This window comes from Acinetobacter gyllenbergii (genome assembly GCF_001682515.1).
GTDB lineage: Bacteria > Pseudomonadota > Gammaproteobacteria > Pseudomonadales > Moraxellaceae > Acinetobacter > Acinetobacter gyllenbergii.
In genome coordinates this window covers 608,375-629,254 of the sequence record NZ_KV575261.1, presented here as the reverse complement: position 1 = coordinate 629,254, position 20,880 = coordinate 608,375, and the positions used below count along the sequence as shown (strand labels likewise).

16 protein-coding genes and 1 pseudogene are annotated in these 20,880 nt (G+C 44.2%); 13 read left to right on the top strand and 4 right to left on the bottom strand.

The features are described 5' to 3' along the window. Positions 1–16 precede the first annotated feature (16 nt). The 3 genes from NG55_RS03145 to pcaU form a co-directional block, all read right to left on the bottom strand. On the bottom strand, positions 17–1,618 hold the full coding sequence (locus NG55_RS03145) for a bifunctional aspartate transaminase/aspartate 4-decarboxylase (protein WP_065342303.1): 1,602 nt from the start codon (positions 1,616–1,618) through the stop codon (positions 17–19). A gap of 54 nt (positions 1,619–1,672) precedes the next feature. After that, positions 1,673–3,358 (bottom strand): aspartate-alanine antiporter, encoded by a 1,686-nt coding sequence (aspT, locus tag NG55_RS03140; RefSeq protein ID WP_016542898.1) that lies wholly within the window; start codon positions 3,356–3,358, stop codon positions 1,673–1,675. Positions 3,359–3,919: 561 nt separating this feature from the next. Next, on the bottom strand, positions 3,920–4,744 hold the full coding sequence (gene pcaU / locus NG55_RS03135) for an IclR family transcriptional regulator PcaU (protein WP_065342302.1): 825 nt from the start codon (positions 4,742–4,744) through the stop codon (positions 3,920–3,922). A 248-nt stretch (positions 4,745–4,992) separates the two neighbouring features. Here pcaU and NG55_RS03130 point away from each other — a divergent pair, with 248 nt between their 5' ends. From NG55_RS03130 to NG55_RS03070, 13 genes and pseudogenes are all read left to right on the top strand, one after another. Beyond that, positions 4,993–5,676, top strand: a complete 684-nt coding sequence (locus tag NG55_RS03130; protein ID WP_065342301.1) for a 3-oxoacid CoA-transferase subunit A — start codon at positions 4,993–4,995, stop codon at positions 5,674–5,676. Positions 5,677–5,678: 2 nt separating this feature from the next. After that, positions 5,679–6,334 (top strand): annotated as a pseudogene (locus NG55_RS03125) (3-oxoacid CoA-transferase subunit B). A gap of 213 nt (positions 6,335–6,547) precedes the next feature. Then, entirely contained in the window at positions 6,548–7,756 is a 1,209-nt protein-coding gene (pcaF, locus tag NG55_RS03120; protein WP_065342300.1) for a 3-oxoadipyl-CoA thiolase, read from the top strand. Between the two features lie 8 nt (positions 7,757–7,764). After that, a complete protein-coding gene (locus NG55_RS03115; protein WP_065342299.1) occupies positions 7,765–9,114 on the top strand; it encodes a 3-carboxy-cis,cis-muconate cycloisomerase in 1,350 nt (449 codons plus the stop codon). A 4-nt stretch (positions 9,115–9,118) separates the two neighbouring features. Further along, complete coding sequence (pcaD, locus tag NG55_RS03110) at positions 9,119–9,904, top strand: 3-oxoadipate enol-lactonase (protein WP_065342298.1); 786 nt, start codon at positions 9,119–9,121, stop codon at positions 9,902–9,904. A gap of 41 nt (positions 9,905–9,945) precedes the next feature. Further along, positions 9,946–11,298, top strand: coding sequence for a 4-hydroxybenzoate transporter PcaK (locus tag NG55_RS03105; RefSeq protein WP_065342297.1), 1,353 nt, complete (start codon positions 9,946–9,948; stop codon positions 11,296–11,298). Between the two features lie 32 nt (positions 11,299–11,330). Beyond that, on the top strand, positions 11,331–11,744 hold the full coding sequence (gene pcaC / locus NG55_RS03100) for a 4-carboxymuconolactone decarboxylase (protein ID WP_023270418.1): 414 nt from the start codon (positions 11,331–11,333) through the stop codon (positions 11,742–11,744). Between the two features lie 10 nt (positions 11,745–11,754). Continuing rightward, positions 11,755–12,480 (top strand): protocatechuate 3,4-dioxygenase subunit beta, encoded by a 726-nt coding sequence (pcaH, locus tag NG55_RS03095; protein ID WP_004806145.1) that lies wholly within the window; start codon positions 11,755–11,757, stop codon positions 12,478–12,480. Positions 12,481–12,492: 12 nt separating this feature from the next. Continuing rightward, positions 12,493–13,122: a protocatechuate 3,4-dioxygenase subunit alpha gene (gene pcaG / locus NG55_RS03090; protein WP_065342296.1), complete on the top strand. Its 630-nt coding sequence runs from the start codon at positions 12,493–12,495 to the stop codon at positions 13,120–13,122. A gap of 419 nt (positions 13,123–13,541) precedes the next feature. Further along, positions 13,542–14,330, top strand: coding sequence for a type I 3-dehydroquinate dehydratase (gene aroD, locus NG55_RS03085; RefSeq protein ID WP_407638696.1), 789 nt, complete (start codon positions 13,542–13,544; stop codon positions 14,328–14,330). Positions 14,331–14,351: 21 nt separating this feature from the next. Beyond that, the gene (locus tag NG55_RS03080) at positions 14,352–15,812 is read left to right on the top strand and encodes a right-handed parallel beta-helix repeat-containing protein (RefSeq protein WP_065342294.1); all 1,461 of its coding nucleotides are present in this window, start codon (positions 14,352–14,354) and stop codon (positions 15,810–15,812) included. Positions 15,813–15,830: 18 nt separating this feature from the next. Further along, on the top strand, positions 15,831–17,159 hold the full coding sequence (locus tag NG55_RS03075) for a carbohydrate porin (protein WP_065342293.1): 1,329 nt from the start codon (positions 15,831–15,833) through the stop codon (positions 17,157–17,159). 16 nt (positions 17,160–17,175) lie between these two features. Further along, positions 17,176–19,599: a glucose/quinate/shikimate family membrane-bound PQQ-dependent dehydrogenase gene (locus NG55_RS03070; protein ID WP_065342292.1), complete on the top strand. Its 2,424-nt coding sequence runs from the start codon at positions 17,176–17,178 to the stop codon at positions 19,597–19,599. 61 nt (positions 19,600–19,660) lie between these two features. Here the strand turns inward: NG55_RS03070 and NG55_RS03065 are convergent, their stop codons facing one another. After that, positions 19,661–20,785 carry a linear amide C-N hydrolase gene (locus tag NG55_RS03065; protein ID WP_065342291.1) on the bottom strand — a complete coding sequence of 375 codons (1,125 nt, stop codon included), beginning with the start codon at positions 20,783–20,785 and terminating at the stop codon, positions 19,661–19,663. Positions 20,786–20,880: the final 95 nt, after the last annotated feature.

The following is a 20,880-nucleotide window of genomic DNA, read 5'->3' as shown; positions in this document are numbered from 1 at the left end:
GAACATTGATTCGGATTTATTTTTTGCCTTTCTTGGTTTTTAAGTACTCTTGATAGGCTTCTTCGGCAAAACGTCTTAACGAGTCTCCAATGGCAGCATATTGGTATTCATTCAGATTGGCCAATGACGCACGGGCAGAAGGATGCTGTACCCCAAAGCCAGAACCAGGTAAGAGCACCACACCTGTTTCATCAGCAACGCGGAATAATAATTCGGTCGGATTCTTATTTTTCATGACCCAATCTGCAAACTCATCGCCATAGAGGGTTCGAGAGGTATTTTCTAAATTCACCAAAGTATAGTAATCGACTGAGTTTGGATCAGATGGGACTGCAACCCCCAATTGACGATATAGAGCCGCATCACGTTCACGCACCACGGATTTGACTGCTTTTTTATAGTTCTGTTGCGAATCCATCATATTGAACAGGGCAAACAGGATCATTTGTACTTGCTGTGGTGTAGAAAGACCCGCCGTGTGGTTGAGGGCCACATTGCGGCTATCCGCGACCAGACGATCAATAAATTTGATCTTGGCTGGATCGGTAGTTAAAGATGAATAGCGTTCTTCCAGTTCTTTCTTGTCTTTTTTCGACAGTGCCGCCAGTTTTTGATCCAGAATATTATTGTTTGAGAGCGCAATCACGCCCAATCTCCAACCGGTTGCCCCAAAATATTTCGAGAATGAATAGACCAAAATGGTATTGTCTGGGCAGATCGCAAACAGTGATTTGAAATTGTCTGCAAAAGTACCGTACACATCATCCGTTAAAATAATCAGGCCAGGTCGTTTTTTCACGATATCAGCCAAGATTGCCAAGCCTTCATCACTCAGCTTTACTGAAGGAGGGTTACTTGGATTGACGAGGAAGAAGGCTTTAATCGATGGGTCTTCCAGTTTTCGTAGTTCAGATTCAGGATATTGCCAACCAAGGTTTGGATCGGCTTCAATGAGGACTTCTTCTAGCTGATAGTCGTTCAGTTTTGGAATTTCTAGATAGGGTGTGAAAATGGGGCTGCCAATTGCAATCCGATCGCCATTGGCAATAATTTTATTCTCTTTTAAAGAGTTAAAAATATAGGCCATTGCCGCCGTTCCACCTTCGACAGCAAACAAGTCCAAACCCTCTTTAGGCATCCCTTGGACGCCCATTTCACGCAATATATATTCTTTGATAATTGATTCGCTGATGCGCAACATTCGGTCTGGAACAGGGTAGTTACAACCTAAAATTCCCTCGACCATTTCCAGTAGAAAAGCATCTGGGTCTAAGCCAAGCTGATCTCGGACATAGGAAATGGCTTTGCCGAGAAAGACCACACCAGGTTTATCCCGATTGTGCATAATGAAGTTATCGAAGCGAGATTGCAGACCAACTGGGCGAGGGAAGCCGCCTAAGCCTTCAGGCATATAAGAGAACGAAAACTCTGATTCGGTGGTTGAAAATAGCCCCAATTGGAAGAATGCCCGACGTGGAATGGTGGCTAAAAAGTTCGGATTGCCGCGTCCTGCATTCAGCATCATTCTGTCTGTTTTGCTTTGGGCAAGTTCGATTAAATTATCCTTGAGTTCGAATGGACTGAGTTTTGAGTATTTTGAATAATCAACGTTCCCCATGGGAAGTCTCCTTAATTATAGTTGACGCAATAAGTGATTGAATACAAATTATCTTTAGGCAAGGCCGACGATGAGGGGGCCAAGCAAGGTCAAGAATACGTTTGCCAGTGCATAAGTAATGGCGAATGGAACCGTGGGAATGGAATTTCCTGCTTTATCTAAAATCGCACCAAAGGCTGGGTTGGCACTGCGTGAACCTGATAATGCCCCTGCCATAACCGCAACGTTGTCATAACGCAGCACGTAGCGTGCGAAAAGCATGGACAGAATCAGTGGAACTAAGGTAACCACAACACCAATCATAAATAGGGACAGACCACTATCTTTAATGGTTTGAATGGCTTGTAGACCTGATTGCAAGCCAACTGCAGCCACGAATCCTGCCAGACCCAAATCTTTAAGCAGTTGTGATGCGGCTAAAGGCATGTTGCCATGAACCTGATTGCGACTGCGTAACCAACCAAATAGAAGGCCTGAGAGTAGCGCACCGCCACCTGCACCCAGTGTTAGAGGGACATCGCCAATACGCATTACAAACAGACCGATCAGTAAGCCGACAACCAGACCTGCACCATGGAAAATCCAGTCGGTTTTTAAGCTTTCTGGCAGTGCTGTACCTGCTTCTTTGACTAAACGATCAAGGTCACTTTTGGTGCCATAAACGGTGATGACATCACCTTGTTGCAGCACGGTATCATCACTCAAGCTTTGGGTTTCATCGTTACGTTTAATCGCCAGTACGTAAATCCCATGCTTTAAATAGGCAGGCGTATTGGCTTTGATATCACCCAAACTACGATTGATATATTTGGAATTTCGCAGGATCACATCGGTGGTGTCCATAATCATTTCCATGCCTTGTGAGGACTGTAACTCAGGACCAATTTGGTCTGAAACAGCCACCACACTGGCACGACGTCCGACCAATAACAGTACATCATCGGTTTGCAAAATAACTTCGGGTGCAACATCCACAAACTGATCTTTACGTTTTAGTCTTTCTATGGTGATGCTGCTTTGTTGAGCTTCAAGCTCTGCCACTGTTTGCCCATTGGCTTGTTTGACTTTATAGATGCGACCAACAATTTCAGGCATTGCAAGTTCTTGACCAGGCGCTAATTCAAAAGCACCCTTGAGACGTTCAGACTGTGCTTTTAAAGCATCATCGTGAATTTCTTTGCCCATAAATTTAGGCAGGATATTCACACAGACAATAATGGCACCCAGTGAACCAAAAATATAAGTCACGGCATAGCCGATGGCGACATTGGCTTGCAGCTTTTGAATCTCAGCTAAAGGGAGATCGAGGCGGGAAATCGCATCACCCGCAGTACCGATAATTGCAGATTGGGTCATGCCACCAGCGGCCAGCCCAGCTGCTAAGCCTTTATCAAGGTGGAACAGCTTTGCCATCACCAATACCGTAATTAAGCCACTGACTGCCATAAAGACAGCTAACAGAATTTCTTTAATTGATTGGGGACCGAGAGATTTAAAAAACTGGGGACCGCTTTCAAAACCAACTGCATAAATGAATAATGCAAATAGAATGGCCTTAACCCCATTATCAACAGGGACACCGATTAGACTTAACACGACTGCAACAAGTAGGGAACCTGCTACACCACCGAACTGAAATTTTCCGAATTGAAATTGACCAATCCAGAAACCGATTGCCAAAGATAAGAACAATAAAATCTCTGGACTATGTTTTAATTCGCCTTGTAACCATTCAATCATTTTTCGATCTCACTTTTATTATTCGATCTATCTTTCTTTAGGTTTGAATTTATTTATTTTTCATGTTTTTTTAAAATACTATGCTTCTCTAGCGAATACAAATGAATAGGTTTTCAAGGTATTGTTTTTATTAAATTATTTATATATCAACAAGTTGTTTAGTTATAAGAGGATATGCGTGATGCATAAACTTCAAATTTAATGTGTTTGTTACATGATGTTGTTTTTTTATACAAAAAATAACATTTAAGGCCAAGCTTTATATTGTGTGAAATACATATCAAATAAGGTGAATAGTGTTAAATATTAGTTGGATCTAAACCTTTTTTCTAAAAATTATTTAGTTTAAAACGTGTGTCGCTTCATTTCTGAATTTAATATTTTGCTGACATAAGCTTGTACTGAAAAATTGAAATATCGATGTACTAGTAAAAAATATAATGAATGTTCACTAAATTAATGTTCATTTAAGCAAAGGTGATTAATTTAAAGATACGGACATAAGCCGTAGCAGCAATACACCTTTCGCCACATTTCCAGATGTGGCTTTTTTTTGTCTGATTAAATCACTTGACGTAAGTCACGAGCTGTTTCTTGTAGTAAAGGTAAAATATGGGCAATTAAATAATCTTTGGTGGTGCGCATAGTGGGGGATACGATATTTAAGGCAGCAACAACGGCTGCATTGGAATCATAAATCGGTACGGCCACAGCATGCACGCCCAATTCGTGTTCTTCACAGGAATAGCACCAGTCTTGCTCTTTGATTTCATGCAGTAATTCTAAAAATAGACCAGTTTCGGTATGGGTATATTTGGTTAGACGTTTTAACGGGTATTTTTCTAACCATCGCTTTTGTGCTTCAGGGGTTAAATGAGCCAGTAAAATCTTTCCGGCAGAGGTTGCATGGGCAGGAAGGCGATTGCCTAAGTGTAAACCGTACGGATTGACCCGATCGGTTTGTTGATGAGCGGCACTACGGGCAATGGTAATCGCTTCATAACCATCTAAAACCATCACCGAATAAATCAGCGAAGTTTGATTGGTTAAAAGGTTTAATAAAGGCTGACAGATTTTAGGAAGTGGGGAGCCATCTAAATAAGCCCCAGAGAATTTAAGGATCTTGGGCGATAAATAATAATAATGTCCGTCGAAATCCAAATAGCCTAAGTATTCTAACGTCAATAAATGCCGTCGCGCAGCAGCACGTGTCATGCCTGTTTTTTCTGCTGCGGTACTCATGTTGAGACGATGACGGTCAGGCCCAAAGCATTCCAAAATTGCTAAGCCTTTAGTGATTCCTGCAATAAAGTCTTCATGCCGAATGGTCTTTTTACTTTCGTTATGATGAATCAAACGTGGATTCTTTTCCTGATCATTTTCCATAATTTAGACATCCTTGCTAAAACGGGTTCTGTATAAAACATTCTAAGCGAAAGATGACTATTTTACTTGGATAATGTTCGATCATCGAACATAAAAATTAATCATCGAACAAAATGCACTTTTAAACCTAGAACTCAGCACAGAATTTATCAAGAATAAATAGAAGAAATCCGAACAAAACACTCGACTTAATTTCATCGGTTTTCAGGATGAAAATACGAGTGATGCATCGTACAGGAAGTAGGTAGATGATTGATAAAAGTAAGCTCTCATTGACTGAGGCATTGTCACAAATCAAGGATGGCGCCACCATCATGATTGGTGGCTTTGGCACCGCAGGACAAGCCGCTGAATTGATTGATGGATTAATCGAACTCGGGATCAAGGACTTGGTCATCGTCAATAATAATGCTGGTAATGGCGATTATGGTTTGGCCAAACTGCTTAAAACAGGTGCGGTACGTAAAATCATCTGTTCCTTCCCACGTCAATCTGATTCATGGGTCTTCGATGAACTGTACCGTGCGGGCAAGATTGAATTGGAGTTAGTGCCACAAGGCAATCTGGCGTGTCGTATTCAAGCGGCAGGTATGGGACTCGGTGCTGTGTTTACCCCAACAGGTTTTGGAACACTCTTGGCGGAAGGCAAAGAAACCCGTCATATCGAGGGTAAAGACTATGTACTGGAATATCCGATCAAAGCCGATTTTGCTTTGATCAAAGCACACAAAGGCGATCGCTGGGGCAATTTGGTCTACAACAAATCTGCGCGTAACTTTGGCCCAATCATGGCGATGGCGGCGGATGTCACTATTGCTCAAGTGTCTGAACTGGTCGAACTCGGTCAACTTGATCCTGAACATATCATTACCCCAGGGATTTTTGTCCAGCATGTGGTCGCTGTTGATGCGACGATTGGTGCAGGAGCATAAACATGAGCTATCAAAAACTAAGCCGTGACCAAATTGCTGAACGTGTGGCACAAGATATTCCTGATGGCGCTTATGTCAATTTAGGCATCGGCCTACCAACCAAGATTTCCAATTATCTTCCTGCGGATAAAGATGTATTCCTGCATTCGGAAAATGGCTTGCTGGCATTTGGGCCACCGCCTGCCAAAGGTGAAGAAGATCCTGAGCTGATCAATGCAGGTAAAGAATACGTCACCAATGCTCACTGGTGGGCAGCTTTTTCCATCATGGCGACTCCTTTGCCATGATGCGTGGCGGGCATTTAGATATCGCGGTATTGGGTGCTTTCCAAGTGGCAGCCAATGGTGATCTGGCCAACTGGCATACTGGTGCAGCAGATGCGATTCCTGCAGTCGGTGGTGCCATGGATTTAGCAGTAGGTGCCAAGAAAGTATTTATCACCACCGATCACAACACCAAGCAAGGTGAACCGAAGATTGTTGAAGCGCTTTCATATCCAGCAACAGGATTGAAATGTGTCGATCGAATTTATACCGACCTGTGTGTGATTGATGTGACTGCTGACGGTTTAAAAGTGATTGAGAAAGTAGACGGTCTGAGCTTTGAGGAATTGCAAGCTTTGACGGGTGCAAAACTGATTGATGCAATTGATCCATAAAACCAGCACTGCCACAAATTATGGTCATGCTCAAAAGCTTTTTGTATAGGCGAGATCTTACTTTTCAAAGATGAAAAGTAACAAAAATCTTTGTTGGACTGATGGTATATCCATATACCACAGTCCAACAGGCGACATCCATGTCGCCGCCGCGAAACACTTAGAGCGAAATTGAGTCTAAATGAGCCAGACATGGATTAAAGGGAAAAACACATGAAAAACGCTTATATCATTGATGCTATCCGTACCCCATTCGGTCGTTATGCTGGCGGTCTTGCACTTGTACGTGCTGATGACTTGGGTGCCATTCCAATTCAGGCTTTGATGCAACGCAACCCAAGTGTCGATTGGCAACACGTCGATGATGTGATCTATGGCTGTGCCAACCAAGCGGGTGAAGACAACCGTAATGTGGGACGTATGTCTGCACTATTGGCAGGCTTGCCTTATCAAGTGCCCGCCACCACAGTGAACCGTTTATGCGGTTCATCACTGGATGCCATTGCCATGGCTGCCCGTGCCATTAAAGCCAATGAGGCTGATCTGATTATTGCGGGTGGTGTGGAAAGTATGAGCCGTGCGCCCTATGTGATGGGTAAATCTGACAGTGCTTTTGGACGTAGTCAAAAGATTGAAGATACCACCATGGGTTGGCGTTTTATCAATCCAAAACTGAAAGAACGGTATGGTGTGGATAGCATGCCACAAACCGCGGAAAACGTGGCGGAACAATTCAACATTAATCGTGCCGATCAAGATCAGTTTGCTTTAAACAGCCAGCAATGTACTGCAACTGCACAAGCCAAAGGCTTCTTCAGCAATGAAATCGTGCCTGTCAGTATTCCACAGCGTAAGGGTGATGCGATTGTGGTAGATGCAGATGAGCATCCACGTGCATCAACGACTTTAGAAGCACTAACTAAACTTAAGGGTGTGGTTAAAGCCGAAGGTACCGTCACGGCGGGCAATGCCTCTGGAATTAACGATGGCGCTGCTGCCTTGCTCATTGCTTCGGATCAAGCGGTGGAAAAATATCAATTAAAACCCCGTGCCAAAATCATTGCAGCCACCACTGTCGGTGTTGAACCACGGATTATGGGTTTTGCACCTGCGCCTGCCATCAAGAAATTACTAAAACAGGCCAATCTCACGCTAGAACAAATGGATGTGATTGAACTAAACGAAGCTTTTGCAGCACAAGCTTTAGCCGTCACTCGTGATTTAGGTTTGGCGGATGATGATGCACGAATTAATCCGAATGGCGGTGCGATTGCGTTAGGTCATCCTTTAGGTGCCTCTGGTGCGCGATTGGTGACAACCGCCTTGAATCAACTTGAACAAATCAAAGGTCAGTACGCCCTGTGTTCGATGTGTATTGGTGTTGGTCAGGGTATTGCCTTGATTATTCAACGTGTTGAGTGAGGTCTGTCATGAGCCAGTTATACGCCAGCTTATTTTATCAGCCTGAAGTCACTACCATTTTTAGTGATCAAGCTTTATTGAGTTATATGATTCAAGCCGAAGTGGCTTTAGCCAAAGCTCAGGCACAGGTCAATGTGATTCCTGCTTCAGCGGCAACGATGATTGAACAGGTCGGCCAAAATGCCGTAACACAAATCGATTTGGATGCGTTGGCTACAGCAGCAGGGCTGGCAGGTAATGTGGCGATTCCATTGGTCAAGCAATTCACTGCTTTGGTGAAACAGCAGGATGAAGATGCTGCTCGCTATGTGCATTGGGGTGCGACCAGTCAAGACATCATTGATACGGCAACGATTTTGCAGAGTCGTGATGCTTTGGCATTGATCGAAAAGCAACTGCAACAGGCCTATCAAACGTCCTTAACGCAAGCCCAGCAATACCGCCATCAGGTCATGATTGGACGGACTTGGTTACAGCAAGCGTTGCCGATTACTTTGGGACATAAATTTGCGCGTTGGGCAGCAGCCTTGAAACGTGATCTTGATCGCTTACAGGCAATGAAAAGTCGTGTATTGACTGCACAACTCGGTGGTGCAGCAGGCTCACTGGCATCTTTACAAGATCAAGGTTCAGCGGTAGTTGAAGCTTTTGCTGCGCAACTTCATTTAACCGTACCAGAATGTACTTGGCATGGTGAACGCGACCGTATGGTTGAACTTGCCAGTATGCTTGCTTTGATCGTTGGAAATGTTGGCAAGATAGCGAAAGACTGGTCATTGCTGATGCAAACTGAAATCGCAGAAGTTTTTGAACCAGCAGCAAAAGGGCGTGGTGGTTCATCAACCATGCCGCATAAGCGTAATCCTGTTGCCGCAGCCTCAATTCTTGCCGCAGCCAATCGTGTGCCTGCCTTAATGGCGAGTGTCTATCAAAGCATGCTGCAAGAGCATGAGCGTGCTTTGGGTGCATGGCATGCAGAATGGCTGGCAATCCCAGAAATTTTCCAGTTATGTGCGGGTGCTTTAGAACGTAGCTGCGATGTGCTTGAGCATCTGCAAGTCAATGCAGAGGCAATGCAACGCAATCTTGAATGTACACAAGGTTTGATCATGGCCGAAGCGGTAATGATGGCGTTGGCACCAAAGCTTGGGCGTATGAATGCGCATCATCTGGTTGAGCAAGCATGTCAGCAGGCGGTTGCTCAACAGCAGCATTTAAAAATCGTGTTATCCAGCATGGATGAAGTCAACACTCATTTTAATGATCAGGCCTTGGATGAGCTGTTCCAGCCAGCAACTTATCTGGGAAATATTCAGGCGCAAATTGATGCCGTGCTACACGCAGCAAAAGGAGAGTAGGCACATGATCACGCATATCAATAATCGCCAAGGACATCCGCTTGCCGTTCAAGTGCAAGGTTCGAAAGATGCACCTGTGATTATGTTCTCTAATTCTTTGGGAACTGATCATGGTATGTGGCAGGCGCAAGTGACAGCTTTGGCTGAGCATTATCAGGTCATCACCTATGACACACGTGGACATGGTGCAAGCGCAGTCATTGCCGATACGACCTTGCAAAACCTAGCAGAAGATGTGATCGATATTCTAGATGCCTTAGCCATTGAAAAAGTTCATTTCTGTGGCATTTCAATGGGCGGGATTACTGCATTGGCTTTAGCGATCTATCATGCAGAACGTTTTCACAGTATTAGCGTGGCAAATTCAGCTGCAAAAATTGGTACTGCCGAAGCGTGGAATAGCCGTGCAGAGAGTGTTGAACAAAACGGCTTGGCCGAAATTGTAAAGACCACGCATACACGTTGGTTTAGTGAACATTTTGATTATGCGCATGATGTTTTAGCGCAAAAGACGATTCAAAGTCTTGCGCTGACACCTGCACCGGGTTATGTCAATGCATGTCGTGCTTTAGCGGATGCTGATGTTCGAGATCAACTGCTTCAAATTCAGATTCCCACTTTAATTATTGCAGGGCAGTACGATCCTGTCACAACGGTTCAAGATGCAGAGTTTACGCATCAACTCATTGCAACCAGTCAGCTTGAAATCTTGGCGGCGTCGCATTTATCCAATATTGAACAACCGCAAGTGTTCAATCAGACATTGTCCAAGTTTATTCAAAACATATAACCAGAAGGGTTAGAAAGGAATTCGCCTACAAGGAGGCAACTATGGCACAGGAATTTGCTGCCCAAAAAAACAGTATGGATGCACAGGCACTGATTAATGAGGCACCTGTGAGCAAGTATCAATGGATGATCGCAATTATTTGTTTTCTCATTGTATTTGTCGATGGAATCGATACTGCCGCAATGGGTTTTATTGCACCCGCGTTGGCTCAGGATTGGGGCATTGATCGCTCTCAACTCGGGCCAGTCATGAGTGCTGCACTCGGTGGCATGATCATTGGAGCACTGGTTTCAGGACCAACAGCGGATCGATTTGGACGAAAAATCGTTTTAACCATCTCTATGTTGATTTTTGGTGGTTTTACCTTGGCTTCGGCTTATGCGCCAGACTTAAATAGTTTGGTGGTATTGCGCTTTTTAACAGGTATTGGTTTAGGCGCGGCGATGCCGAATGCGACCACTTTATTTTCAGAATATTGCCCGCAACGGAGTCGCTCTTTACTGGTGACCTGTATGTTCTGTGGCTATAACTTAGGTATGGCAACAGGCGGTTTTATCAGCAGTTGGCTGATTCCGACTTATGGTTGGCATAGTCTGTTTTTATTGGGTGGATGGACGCCATTAATTCTGATGGTCTTGGTGATTTTCTTATTACCTGAGTCCTATCGTTTCCTCATCGTGAAAGGTCAAGACCCTGCAAAAGTCCGCAAAATTTTAAGTCATATTGCTCCTGAAAAAGTTCAAACAGTCGAACATTTCCATATTCCAGAAGAACAGTCTGCTGTTGCAGAAAAGAAAAATGTATTTGGCATGCTGTTCTCCAAACAATATGCCAAAGGCACGGTTTTATTGTGGTCGACCTATTTTATGGGCTTGGTGGTGATTTATTTGCTGACCAGTTGGTTACCAACTTTAATGCGTGAAACAGGTGCAACCATGGAGCGCGCTGCGTTTATCGGCGGATTGTTCCAATTCGGTGGCGTACTCAGTGCCTTGTTCATTGGTTGGGCAATGGATCGTTTTAATCCAAATCGCATTATTTCGGGCTTCTATTTTATTGCAGGTTTATTTGCCGTTGCTGTTGGGCAAAGCCTGAGCAATCCAACTTTATTGGCTGTGTTGGTGCTCTGTGCAGGCATTGCCATTAATGGTGCGCAATCGTCTATGCCTGCCTTAAGTGCACGTTTCTATCCAACCCAATGTCGTGCAACGGGTATTGCGTGGATGACTGGGATTGGCCGTTTCGGTGCCGTGTTTGGTGCATGGATTGGTGCAGTGTTATTGGGCAATGACTGGTCGTTTACCGCCATTCTTAGTTTATTGATGATTCCTGCTACGGCAGCGGCCATCGCAATTTTTGTTAAATCTCTCGTTGCTCATACCGATGCAACTTAAGGCTCATATTTTCAAAATGAGGAGCAACCTTCATGAATGATGAACAACGTTATCAACAAGGACTGAAAGTCCGTACTGAAGTACTGGGTGAAACACATGTCGGCCGCTCTTTAGCGAACCTCAATGATTTCAATCAGGATTTCCAGAATTTTATTAGTCGTTTTGCGTGGGGCGAAGTCTGGTCACGTGAAGGCTTGCCACGTCATACCCGTAGTTTGGTCACGATTGCCATCTTATTGGCTTTGGGTCGTGAAGACGAACTCAGAATGCATTTACGTGCCTGCTTCAATAACGGTGTGACTAAAGATGAATTAAAGGAACTGATTTTACATAGTGCTTTATATGCTGGTTTGCCCGCAGCCAATGCGGCGATGCATATGGCCGAAGAAGTCTTTAAAGAACTTGGCATCGACGTGCAACCCGTTGCAGCACAACCACAGGATTAAGGAGACAGGCATGTTAAAGCATACATTAGGGGCATACCCACAACGTAATACCGATGATCATCCGCCAGCATATACACCTGGTTATAAGACCAGTGTATTACGCTCGCCCAAGAATGCCTTGATCTCAATTAATGAGACCTTGACTGAAGTCACATCACCGCATTTTTCACCGAGTATTTTTGGCCCTAAAGATAATGACCTGATCTTGAATTACGCCAAAGAAGGTCTACCTGTTGGTGAACGGATTATTGTGCATGGATATGTGCGTGATCAGTTTGGTCGTCCTGTGAAAAATGCCTTATTAGAAGTGTGGCAGGCCAATGCATCAGGCCGTTATCGTCATCCAAATGACAAATTTATTGGTGCGATGGACCCTAACTTTGGGGGCTGTGGTCGTACCTTAACTGATGAAAATGGTTTTTATATCTTCCGCACCATTAAACCCGGCCCTTATCCTTGGCGTAACCGGATTAATGAGTGGCGCCCAGCACATATTCATTTCTCCCTGATTGCAGATGGTTGGGCTCAGCGTTTGATTTCGCAGTTCTATTTTGAAGGCGATACCTTGATTGATACTTGCCCGATTTTAAAAACCATTCCATCTGAAGACCAACGTCGTGCCTTGATCGCACTGGAAGATAAAAACAATTTCATTGAAGCAGATAGTCGTTGTTACCGCTTTGATATTCATCTTCGTGGTCGTCGTGCGACTTATTTTGAAAATGATTTGACTTAAGGGAGACATACGATGAATGCATGGAATTTTCAGGAATTGAAGGAAACCCCATCACAAACGGGTGGTCCTTATGTACATATCGGTCTACTACCGCAACAAGCCAATATCGAAGTATTTGAGCATAATTTCAATCACCAGTTGGTGGATGAGCAAACTCAAGGTCAACGGATTCGTCTGGAAGGTCAAGTGTTTGACGGGCTGGGTTTGCCATTACGAGATGTATTGCTGGAAATCTGGCAGGCGGATGCCAATGGGGTTTATCCAAGTCAGGCTGATACCCAAGGTAAAACAGCCGATCCGCATTTTCTAGGTTGGGGTCGTACAGGAGCCAATTTTGAAACAGGCTTCTGGCGATTTAATACGGTAAAACCGGGCGCTGTTGCAGGCCGTAAAGGCTCAATTCAAGCACCGCATATTGCTGTCGCAGTTTTTGCCCGCGGTATCAATATTGGTTTGCATACCCGTATTTATTTTGAAGATGAAGTGGATGCCAATGCCAATGATCCAATTCTAAACAGCATTGAATGGGCGGTACGTCGCCAGACTTTAATCGCCAAACGCAGTGAAGTGGATGGTGAAGTGGTTTATCGCTTTGATATTCGTATTCAGGGTGATGATGAAACCGTGTTTTTTGATATTTGAGGGTTATGGCTAATAGCGGAGTCTTATTGAGTTCTCATCTTATCTTAGGATAAGCCGTCGGCTCGACCTGAGAAGCGTTTAAAGCTTCGTAAGTATTTCGGGATGAGGAGCGAAGCTACGCAAGGGCAACCATCTTGCGCAGCTAAATCGCTGCTCACCGCAAAACTCGTTCCAGACCAGCACGTCTCGATGCTATCGCAGAAAATGCATTTTATTGGTTTGGTCCTGATTCAGACAGTTGCGGATGACGTCTCCGAGTATCAGATATCACACAAGTGTTTATGTGGAAAACCTATTAAAGAGTTTGAAACACCATACTCTTTGGTTTCCATATCTATATAGGGACATATTAAAAAAGGAAAATCTTCATGGATAGGAAAAAAATTGCAGCATTCATCTTTGCATTGAGCCCCTTATTGATGGTTCAAAGCGTACAAGCGCAAGATCATCAACAAAAGCAGGTCGAGTTAGCTGAACTGGCAAAGCTGCCTGTCAAAACTATTGTACCCATCACAGCCAAAACCAAAGAGCAGGCAATTGCTCAGGCAAAAGTGATTGCCGCGAATCCTGATGCTGATCTCGCGGAGTTTCGGATTGATTTACTCAATTTTGCCAATGATAGCAAGCAAGTGATTGCCTTGGGCCAAGAGCTAAAACAGATTCTGGGCGCTAAGCCGATGATTGCCACGATTCGTACTCATAATGAAGGTGGACAGCTAACCATTAGCGATGCAGATTATGGCAAGACCTATCAAGCGTATTTACAGCAGCCATTTATGGACATGCTTGATGTGGAAATGTTCCGTGATCAGCAAGTTGTGAAGAATACGGTCAAATTAGCGCATGCAAAAAAAGTGCTGATTGTGATGTCCAATCATGATTTTCAAAAAACACCACCTGAGGCCGAAATCATCCAGCGCCTACTCAAGCAGGATGAGTTAGGCGCAGATATTCTTAAAATTGCAGTGATGCCGCAAAGCAAACAAGACGTATTTACCCTGATGAATGCGACTTTAAACGTCAGTCAACAATCTAAAAAGCCATTGCTCACTATGTCGATGGGTAAACTCGGGACAATTTCTCGGATTGCCACTGCAAATATGGGTGGCAGTTTCAGTTTTGGCATGATTGGCGAAGCTTCGGCACCTGGTCAGATTGACGTCACGCAACTGAAACAGTTTTTAAAAACGGTTCAACCGACACAATAATTTAAAAAGGATTTTTTAGACATGAAAACAACTTATGTACGTTTAAGTACTTTAGCCATCGCTATGGCCGTTTCGGGTTGGGCAGCAGCAGAAACTTATATCGTCGATCGTTATCAAGATGACAATGATAAAGGTTCTTTACGTTGGGCGATTGAACAAGCCAATCGCAAACCGACAGAAGCCAGTGAGATTCTGATTCAAGCGGTAGGGAAAGCACCCTATGCAATCAAGGTCAACAGTCCATTACCTGAAATCAAAGCGCCTGTAAAATTGATCGGTACACAATGGGCAAAAACGGGTGAATTTATCGCGGTCGATGGATCAAATTATATTAAAGGCACAGGGGTAGAAGCTTGCCCAGGTGCAGTCGAAGGACAATTCGGCACCAATGTCCGTACAACCACTTTGCCGGGCATCGTATTACGCGACATTAATGGGGTCACCATCCAAGGCTTAGAAATCCGTCATTTCTGTATTGGGATTTTGATGAACCGTGCCAGCAATAGCCTGATTCAAAACAACCGTATTATGCATAACTATGGTGGTGCAGGGGTGATGCTGACAGGTGATGATGGCAAGGGTAATCCTACAGCGACCACCACCAATAACAACAAAGTATTGAACAACTACTTTCAGGACAATGGTGACGGGCTTGAACTGACTCGTGGCGCAGCATTTAACTTGGTCGCCAATAACCATTTTATTTCTACAGCAGCAAATCCTGAACCATCACAAGGGATTGAGATTCTGTGGGGCAATGACAATGCCGTGATTGGCAATAAATTTGAAAATTACTCAGATGGTTTACAGATCAACTGGGGTAAGCGCAACTACATTGCCTATAACGAACTGACCAATAACTCCAATGGTTTTAACCTGACCGGTGAGGGCAATATTTTTGACAGCAATAAAGTACATGGCAATCGGGTGGGAATCGCGATCCGCTCTGAAAAAGATGCCAATGCCCACATTACTCTGACCAAAAACTTAATCTGGAATAATGGCAAAGACATTAAACGTTGTGAGGCGGGTGGAAGTTGCGTACCGAATCAACGCGTTGGTGCGATTATCTTCGATATTCCGGGTTTAGAGCATGCACATTTCGTCGGTTCACGTGGTCATGGGGTCAAGATTGATCCTGCCAATTTGCAAAAAACCTGCAACACACCCGATGAGCAAGGCTGTAATGCTCAACCCAACCAGAATATTCAGGCACCGAAATTAAGCTTGTCCAAAGGACAAATTTCAGTCGAGGTCAAAGGCCAGCCGAACAAGCGTTATCAGGTCGAGTTTTTTGGCAACACATCAGTAAATTCAAATGAAGCAGAGCTTTATTTAGGTTCAGCGGTTGCTGCAACCAATGCACAAGGAACCGCAATGCTGACTTGGAAACCAACAATCCAAGTGGCTTCAGTGACAGCAACGATCACTGACCGTGTAGGTGCAACATCTGAACTCAGTTCAGCTGTAAAACTGAAATAAACGGCAAGGAGGCCGAATATGAAGTCGAATGCATTATTGCTCAAAATGAGCTGTCTGGCAGTTGCTATCTGTGCTGCTCAATCTAGTTTTGCGGATCAGCCGTGGTCACAGGATCGTCAATGGTTACTCGGTGATTGGAATGGTCAGCGTCAGCAATTGGAAAAAGAAGGCTATAAATTTACTGCCTCGATCATGAGTCAAAGTGCCACCAACTTGGATGGAGGCTATAACGATGACAATGCCTTTAAAAATGCTGCACAACTGTCGTTAGGTGCTAATTTCGATTTAGAGAAAATTGCGGGCTGGAAAGATACCAGTGCCAGCCTTTTAATCACCAAACGTGATGGTAATGCCGTAACCTTGGATCGAATTAAAGATCCGCGTTCTAGCGCACTAGGCAATTCACAGGAAATCTATGGTCGCGGCAAAATCTGGCGTTTGAGTCAGGCATGGGTGAAAAAGGGCTTTGTGGATAATACGGTGCAGTTCAAGATTGGCCGTATGGGCATGTCAGAAGATTTTAATGGCTCGCAATGCGAATTTCAGAACCTGTTACTGTGTGGTGGTCAGCTTGGGAAGTCGATTGGTTCAATTTGGTACAACTTACCTGTTGGATTATGGGGTGCCAATGTTAAATATCAATTTGCACCTGAATGGACGTTAGGTGTCGGTGTCTACGAAGTTAATCCAGATAATATTAAAACTGATCGCAATCGTGATGGGTTTAATCTGGATATGGACCATGTCAAAGGTGCGACTATTCCTGTCGAACTGGCATGGCGACCAAAACTTGCAGCCTTTAATGGCTTATCAGGCGAATATAAAATCGGTGCATTGTATTCAACAGCCCAAGCCAATGATATTGCGACCCTGGGCAAGGTACATGATGGTAAACATAGTTTCTGGATAAATGCACAACAACAACTGAGTCAAACAGGCAATGATCCAAAGCGTGGTTTGTACGTCAGTTTCAATGCCGTAATTAATGATAAAGCCACCACAGCAGTTCAAAGTACGCAGCAATTAGCTCTCTGGTACAAAGGACCTTTTGATGGTCGTCCAAATGACTCATTTGGTTTTGGTATTGCCAATTATCTCGTCAATGATCGTTATAAAAATCGTCAAATTGCACTCAATGAAACTCGCGGTTATCAGCAATACGATGCGCTTGCTGCAGATTATGTACCCGTTCAGCGTGATGAGCTCAATGTTGAACTGAATTACACCTATCAGTGGTCACCTGCGGTGATGTTGAGACCGAACTTGCAATATATCCATCAACCTGCGGGTGTTAAAGAGGTCGATGATGCATGGGTTGCAGGCCTGAGCATGCGCGTGAATTTCTAATATAGGAGAATGAGCGATGACTGAAACTTCAAGTTCACAGACCATACTCAAAATATGGTGCTTTATTTTGGCCTTAGTTTTGTTACTCACGGGCTTGTTTTTTACAGTCGGTGGGTTTCAACTCGCGACGTTGGGTGGATCATGGTATTTCGTGATCTCGGGTGTATTCACGCTGATCTCTGCTGTTTTTATTTTTAAGAAAAAAGCGCTGGGTGTCTGGTTATTCAGTCTGGTTTTTGTAGGAACGATCATCTGGTCATTGATTGATGCGGGTTGGGAATTCTGGCCTTTATTTTCAAGACTGATGTTCCCAGCAGGCTTATTTGCCGCGCTGATGTTTACTTTACCTGCCATTCGCCGTTATCAATTTCAGCCGAGTGCAGATCTACCTGCTTATGGTTTGGGAATATTGACGGTTATCGGCATGGTGATTGGTTTTTATCAGATGTTCCAGCCACATCCAACGGTTGCTGCCTCTGGTCAGGCCTTGCCTTTGGTTGCTGTGAAAACTGATATGAAACAGACCAACTGGCAGCATTATGGTCAAGATTCAGGGGGGAGCCGTTTTGCTGCATTGGATCAGATCACACGAGATAATGTACATCAATTAAAAGAGGTCTGGCGTTTCCGAACGGGTGATTTCACCACAGGTTCGGGAAATGGTGCAGAAGACCAAATGACACCATTACAAGTGGGTAATAAGATTTTCTTATGTACGCCGCATAACAATATTTTTGCCTTGGAAGCGGACTCTGGTAAACAACTTTGGAAAGCAGAAGTCAATTCCAAGTCGGATGCATGGGAACGTTGCCGTGGTGTTGCTTATTTTGATTCTACCCAAGCCTTGGTTCAGCCGACTCTGGCTGGAGCGACACAGGTAAAAGCGGTGGCAAATAATACTTCATGCTTACGTCGAGTCTATACCAATACACCAGATGGTCGCTTAATCGCAGTCAATGCAGATACTGGCGAACGTTGTAAAGATTTTGGTGTAGAGGGAACAGTAGATCTTCTGAAAGGTCTAGGTGAGGGCACCACTGCACCACGTTTTGAGGTGACATCTGCGCCAACCATTGCAGGAACTGTAATTGTGGTGGGTAGCCGTATTGCCGATAACTTTGCCGCCGATATGCCGGGTGGGGTGATTCGTGCATACGATGTCATTACAGGTGAATTACGTTGGGCTTTTGATCCACGTAATCCTGATCCAAACCATGTGTTAAAAGAAGGCGAAACCTATAAACGCAGTTCTGCCAACTCTTGGGCAGCCATGTCTTATGATCCGCAGATGAACACGGTATTCTTGCCAATGGGTAGCTCATCTGTGGATGTATGGGGCGGTAATCGTCAACCTTTAGACCATAAATATAATTCTTCTGTTCTGGCTTTAGATGCGACCACGGGGAAGGAAAAGTGGGTCTATCAGACCGTTCATAATGACCTTTGGGATTTTGATTTGCCAATGCAACCCAGCTTGGTGGATTTCCCAATGCAAGATGGCAGCAATAAACCTGCTGTGGTGATTGGCACCAAATCAGGTCAGTTCTTTGTCTTGGATCGTGTCACAGGCCAACCACTCACCAAAGTGATTGAGCAGCCAGTGAAACCTGCCGATATCAAAGGTGAGCAATACAGCCCGACTCAACCACGTTCGGTGGAAATGCCACAGATTGGCAATCAAACCTTAACCGAATCGGATATGTGGGGTGCAACACCATTTGACCAGTTGATGTGCCGTATCAACTTCAAATCAATGCGTTATGAAGGCTTATTTACTGCACCAGGTACCGATAAGTCATTGAGCTTCCCAGGTTCTTTGGGCGGCATGAACTGGGGCAGTATTGCCTTTGATCCAAGCCATCAATATATGTTCGTCAATGACATGCGCTTAGGCTTATGGATTCAGTTGATTGAACAAACCCCAGAAGACTTGGCTGTTCAGGCCAATGGTGGTGAAAAAGTCAATACGGGTATGGGTGCGGTGCCAATGAAAGGAACACCTTACAAAGTCAATAAAGATCGTTTCTGGTCGAAATTGATGATTCCTTGTCAAAAACCACCATATGGCACCATGACGGCAGTGGATATGAAAACCCGTCAGGTGGCGTGGCAAGTACCTATGGGAACCGTGCAGGATACTGGCCCAATGGGAATCAAAATGGGTTTACCTGTTCCAATTGGCATGCCGACCATTGGTGGTCCAATGGCAACTCAAGGTGGGGTGGTCTTCTTTGCTGCGACTCAAGATTATTACTTGCGTGCATTGGATTCATCCTCGGGCAAAGAGCTTTGGAAAGCGCGTTTACCTGTGGGTAGCCAAGGCACACCGATCAGCTATGTATCGCCTAAATCAGGTAAGCAGTATGTACTGATTACCGCGGGTGGTGCACGTCAGTCGCCTGATCATGGTGATTATGTGATTGCATATAGTTTGAATTAAGCTGAAATTGAAATAAACAAAACGGCAATCTTAGTGATTGCCGTTTTTTATTGATTTGATCTTAAGCCGTCGCCTTTAACACGGGCATATCTGTCGCATCAGAAATCACAGCAAATTGTAGTTGAGCATTTTGCCCCAGTTGGTAATCCGAGAAGTTAATTTGCCAAAAACCTAAGCTTGCGGTTGTTGCGATATAGAAAACCTGATTGCTGTGATCACGAATAATTTCCCATTGAGTATAGTCACCTTTGATATTGCCACTTTGGTCAATGCATTGTTCGCGAGTAACATAGATGCCTTTAATCACATTCATTACATGGGCAATCGCGGCAGTATTACTTGGGCGTTGTGTTTGGTTTAACCAAGGAATAGAGTAATTCAGGGTGAAGGCTGTACGTAAGAATCGATCAGAAGGTAATGCAGAAGAAGAGAGCCCGATTGAACCCCCACCATTACCCGCTTTATTCACATTGAGACCAATGATGGTCTGGCTGTTCGTTTCAACATTGGTAACGCCCAGATAATTTTCCAAGTTGGTACGATGCCATTCAATAAATGGGGTATTGGTCATGACCCCAATATCGGTATTGTCGGTAATTGATAATTGCCCATCACGAAATTCAAGTACCAGACTCGCCCCAGTTTTATCGTGAAACTGGAAATGAATCGGGATTAAATTTTTGAGTTCATCCGTGTGATTAAACTCGCTGTGCTCAGAAAATTGTAGCGGATCCCAAAAATATAAGACTTCCCCTAGCGAAGTGGGCTGTCCTTGTTGAATGGCGTATAAATCTTTTTTTAAGGTTTCAACTGAGTTGTAGTTAGACGCAGCCCAGCCACAAATATCCAACGCGGAAATCAATTTGGCATTTGGTGGTGCATCAGTTTTTTTAGGATAACGGGAAGGTGGTAACCAAAGTGCAGCTGCCGAAAATCCTTCTGTATTCATGGCATCACATAGTTTGGTATCAAGCAGATTTAAAGGGAGCTTAATCCCAATCCCCATAAAACCATATTTTGCAGTCCAGTGATAAGCAGGTGCATTGGGGCTTAAAGTATCAATTGCCTTTAAGGGTGTTGCCAATGGGATTGCAGCCAGTTGCCAAGTAAAGGTGGCGGCAAAATCCATAGTACGTCCAGAGATGCGATAGCCTGTTGCTTGAGGTAGAATAAACTCGGTACACATATTATTTTCTCTTTTGATTATTAGAATAAATCATGATTTTTGGTTTTTATTTGATCTTAAATTATTATGTAAGTGCTCTAAATACATAAGATCGT